This window comes from Candidatus Symbiopectobacterium sp. NZEC135 (assembly GCF_025962695.1).
In genome coordinates, this window is the sequence record NZ_JAGFPF010000139.1 from 1 (window position 1) to 3,898 (window position 3,898).

3 protein-coding genes are annotated in these 3,898 nt (G+C 47.8%); 2 read left to right on the forward strand and 1 reads right to left on the reverse strand.

Annotation, left to right across the window (positions count from 1 at the left end):
- Positions 1 to 562 precede the first annotated feature (562 nt).
- Together J5224_RS23840 and mobC are read left to right on the forward strand one after the other, a co-directional pair.
- On the forward strand, positions 563 to 2,368 hold the full coding sequence (locus tag J5224_RS23840) for a type IV secretory system conjugative DNA transfer family protein (protein ID WP_264627711.1): 1,806 nt from the start codon (positions 563 to 565) through the stop codon (positions 2,366 to 2,368).
- Positions 2,368 to 3,114, forward strand: a complete 747-nt coding sequence (gene mobC / locus J5224_RS23845; RefSeq protein WP_264627712.1) for a MobC family replication-relaxation protein — start codon at positions 2,368 to 2,370, stop codon at positions 3,112 to 3,114. Before J5224_RS23840 ends, mobC begins: the two co-directional genes overlap by 1 nt.
- Before the next feature lie 257 nt (positions 3,115 to 3,371).
- Here the strand turns inward: mobC and J5224_RS23850 are convergent.
- Positions 3,372 to 3,898 (reverse strand): hypothetical protein (locus tag J5224_RS23850; RefSeq protein WP_264627713.1); only part of this gene is annotated, 527 nt, incomplete at its 5' end.

Below are 3,898 nucleotides of genomic sequence, written 5' to 3' on the forward strand. Positions count from 1 at the left end.
TTGCTAATTGGCGTCGCCCGCACCCACCGGCGAGCGTTCCCCCCAGGGAACCGAGCAGGCCGGGGGGAGCCGAATAAATTTTGCCGCCCCAGCGAGCAAAAAGACGCGCCCACGCGTCGGTTTATTTGGGGGGCGGCAGCCCCGCACACCGTCGCTGCCAAGTCTCCGGCCAACAGCCGGTAGCGTGGCGCGACCAACCCCTTTAAAGGTTCGCTTCCCGCTTATTTCACGTTGCAAGGAACGCGCAAGGGAAATAAAGGGCCAAAGCGACCGTCTTAAAGGGGTTGGTCGCGCGTAGCGCGCGACGGTGTGCCGCCCTTGACGTTGGGGGTTTTGGTGCGGCGTCCAGCCGCAACATTACACCCATGTGCCAGGCAATAAGGGCGTCCAGCCCGCATGTACTGGCGCACGCCGTTTCGTGCAGGGAAGCATGCTTTCCTGCACATGGCCGCACAGCGGCCACCTTCTTAACCCCAGACGTTCGCCCCGCCTTTTCGCCCAACACCGTGGGGCGAATGGCTGGGGCAATGCGTTGGGGCGAGTGGCTCACAAAGGAGGCTCCATGATTTTACATAAGCTGGCCATCTCACTCTCTCCGATAGTCAATGGCGCGTTGACCGTTATTGCTTTCACGCAAGCTTATCAACTGGTGCTGGCATTATTCTCGGGTCTGACCATGCCCTTTTTACTGACCTTCAGAAACGATGGTCGGCAACATATTGTGTTATGGAAAAAACTGATTATGGCGTTTTCCCTGTTATGTTTTCTCTCTGGCACCATGGCCCCGGTCGTTATCGAATTTTTTCAGTGGCTGTATAAGATCAGACTCACCAGTGATAATACCGTGCTGGCCTGGTCACTACGGATGGCTTTCACTGTCACCGGGATTATTTTTCATATTATGCTGCGCCGGGTATTAACACCGGAACTGGACAGGATAAAGACACGTCTCGTCAAAAAGACAACGCTTGAAAGAGCGCTGCGAACGGATATCCGCACGGTAAAGTCACTCCTGCCAGACACCCTGCATTATGATCCGCTGGGTTATATCAACCTGAACAAAGGCATCTTCATCGGCATAGATCGGGAGAAACGCCCCATGTATCTCCCGTTAAAAGACTGGCAAAAACAACATGCGGATATTATCGGAACCACCGGTGCCGGTAAGGGGGTAGCCACCGGAATATTACTTTATCAAAGTATTCTTGCCGGTGAAGGCGTATTTATTATGGACCCTAAAGACGATGAATGGGCACCGCATCTTTACCGCAAAGCCTGTGAGGATGCTGGTAAACCCTTTGTCCTGATTGACCTGCGAAAACAGCATTACCAGTTAAATCTCATTAAGGATATTACCGATGACGAACTGGAGGAATTGTTTGTTGCAGGATTCAGTCTGGCGGAGAAAGGTCAGGAGTCCGACTTTTACCGTATCGATGACAGAAAGGCGGCACGGATGGCAGGGCAATTTATCCGCCACCATCCAGAGGCTACCCTCCGGGATATTTATAACGGTGATTATGTTCAGGGCATTGCGGAGAACATGAAAGCTTTTTACGGCAAGATAGAAGAGCTGGCATTACTCAATGCCATCAACGCACCGGGAGGATATGCACTTAAACAGACTTTTGAGGAAGGCGGTTGCTGCTATGTCATCGGCTCGATGCGCAACAGCAAAATCATTACCGCCCAACGCATGTTGCTGGTTCGCCTTTATCAGTTAGCCGAGCGACGCGACAGGATAAATACAGCGCCCCGCCCCATAGCCATCTTTCTCGATGAACTGAAATACCATTTATCCAAACCCGCATTGGAGGGATTGGGGGCGGCCCGGGATAAAGGCGTACATATCATCATGGCGCATCAATCCATCGCCGATCTAAAAGACTGCCCGGCAGATTTGAACGGTGAGGCAGTTATTGGCGCTGTCGTTGAAAACGCCAAATTCAAACTGGTTTATCGTGTTATGGATCCGGATACCGCTGAATGGGTGGCGAGAATGTCCGGCACCATATTGGTCGATGATGAAATCCGCAAGGCACAAACCAATGCAGTACTGACAGAGACCATCGACAGTGAACGTAGCATCAGGCAGGCGGAACGCTTTTTTATCGACAGTAATATGGTGCTGAACCTGCCCGACTTTGTCAGCTTCATCTTTACGACAAAAGCCCTTCCCACAGCCTCGTTGATTTCACCCATCAGGGTCAAGAAACGCACGCTGGAGATTTGTTCCCTTTCTCCTGATATTGCCACCCGCACAGCAACGGTAAAAGTCGCACTGGCTTTCAGTGATGAAGAAGAAAGCGCAGTCGCACCAGCATCCCATGAAACAGGATCATACTCACCCGATAATCAGGAGGATTAATGCTTATCTCATCACCGGGCGAACGCACAGCACTGAATAGCGGGAAGATAAAAAGATTACTGTGCTTTCTGAAAGAAGAAACCTACAGCGACTTTAAAATGCTGATGCTGCTGTTTGATTTCAAAGACCACAAGTCGCTTTATACGCTGCTGGCAAAAGTCGTGGGGCTGGGGTTAATCCAAAAAGTTGTGCTCAAATTACCCCACATAAAAATTTCATTATGGGGGATCACCAATGACGGGCTGGCCGTTGTGTTAACCCCTGACGATGATATCTTCCCGGCTCGCTTCGAGCCCTCAAAAATCACGGGCTGGACGCTGGCACATCACCTGGATAATCAGGCAGCCCGGCTGATTCTGGAGAAGAAAGGCGCTTCCGGCTGGATAAACGGTGACCGTTCAGGCTTTGTCAGACAATATCAGGTAAAACACCGCCCGGATGGGGTGATCACACTCCCGGGCGGCAAAGTCATTGCTATCGAAACCGAAAGACACCTGAAAACCAAAGCGCGCTACCAGACGATTATCGCCAACCACTTACTGGCACGTACCCACAAGCAGTGGATGTACGTTTTCTATATCGTGCCAGACCTACAGAAAAAACGCGCCCTTGAACTGCTGTTTGCCAATATAAAATACGTCATCGTGAATCATCAGCATGTTCCGCTGGAGGCACGTCATCGGAACGTTTTTCGTATCTATACTCTCGATGAACTGCAACAACTGGAATTGGAACGATATTCATAAAATGGATGAGGTGTTACATCGCTCAGTTGAACTCACCGCGAGAAGTAGGCCGCCTACCTACAACGTATTAGTAGTCATATAAGGACAAATGAAAATCACCGCTGTACCTACATTTAGTATATCTGCGTGAACTAAATATCATTCTTAATATTTCTATCATGAACGACAACGCGAGATGTAACTATTAACAAAACATCCAGAGAAAAAAATTTTTTATTCCCACCATTAAATCGCCCGATAGCATATACTAGAAGGAATCATGAAACCATATTCATCGCTACTCCAATAACCGCCATACACATACTGCTCGCTAGTAATGCGACAGAATAGTATGCATAGTTATTAAACTTAGTAAATAACCATATATATCTCACCAACGACAATACTGCAATTGATATAGAGGAAACAAACATAAGAAAAGCATATATCCCAGCGATCACCCACCCGGTTTTTTCGTAAACCTCTTTTAATGAAAAGAGAAGAATAGTTAAGTAAAATGCTGATAAAGCGAGCCCACTTAAAAAATCATAAAAATCAATATACGTAATATTTTTCCCAACTTCAGGAAGACCAATGAATTTTTTTAATTTCTCATCACCGAACTGTGACAATAATCGGCTAATGATAGGCGAGAGAATTGCAAATACAATCACCAAATGCACAAATAACAACGCTAGCTTAAGCCTATTATCGGGCGATTGATTCAGTGGCCAATTAGATATTATTGAAAAATCCATTTTCACAAGAAAAATGAACAAAATAACAGAGGGGATGTATTCTGAAG